The 431-nt window shown below is 47.6% G+C and carries 1 pseudogene; it reads right to left on the bottom strand.

Annotation, left to right across the window (positions count from 1 at the left end):
• Nucleotides 1-274: pseudogene (locus MTCD1_RS18555) on the bottom strand (hypothetical protein); the annotation flags it as partial.
• Nucleotides 275-431: the final 157 nt, after the last annotated feature.

Genomic DNA, 431 nt, shown 5'->3' with positions numbered 1-431 from the left:
GGTCATTAACTGCAGAAGATTTAGCATCAGAACTCGCCACAAAATCTGTCGCTGCGGAGCCGCTCACTGTCTCAGATGCTGATGGCGCACTGATAGAAACAGGCGCTACTGGCTTAGCAGATGTTTGTGCTTGTTGTGCAACAGGAGAAGTTATCACATCTTGAGGGGCAATAGCCTCGACGGATTCAGGCTCAGAGGTGAAACTTTGGTAACCTATTGCAGCCACAACAGCGGCGGCAACCAATGTGATAGAGATCAGGGTCGATTTAGTCATTATTATTATCCTTCTATTTTAAGCTCGCCTCTCACTAAACAAGAGTGACAAACGAGGGTCCCCCGACCACGTACTGAGGCTAAGTATGCATCTATGATGTTCATAGGCTATATGCCGATGGCAACAGCTATCCAGTCATCTTTGCAATGATCCCAGC

The sequence above is a fragment of the Colwellia marinimaniae genome, from assembly GCF_002207865.1.
Taxonomy (GTDB): domain Bacteria; phylum Pseudomonadota; class Gammaproteobacteria; order Enterobacterales; family Alteromonadaceae; genus Colwellia; species Colwellia marinimaniae.
Note: the sequence above shows the minus strand (reverse complement) of the source record. Positions and strands in the feature narration are given on the sequence as shown.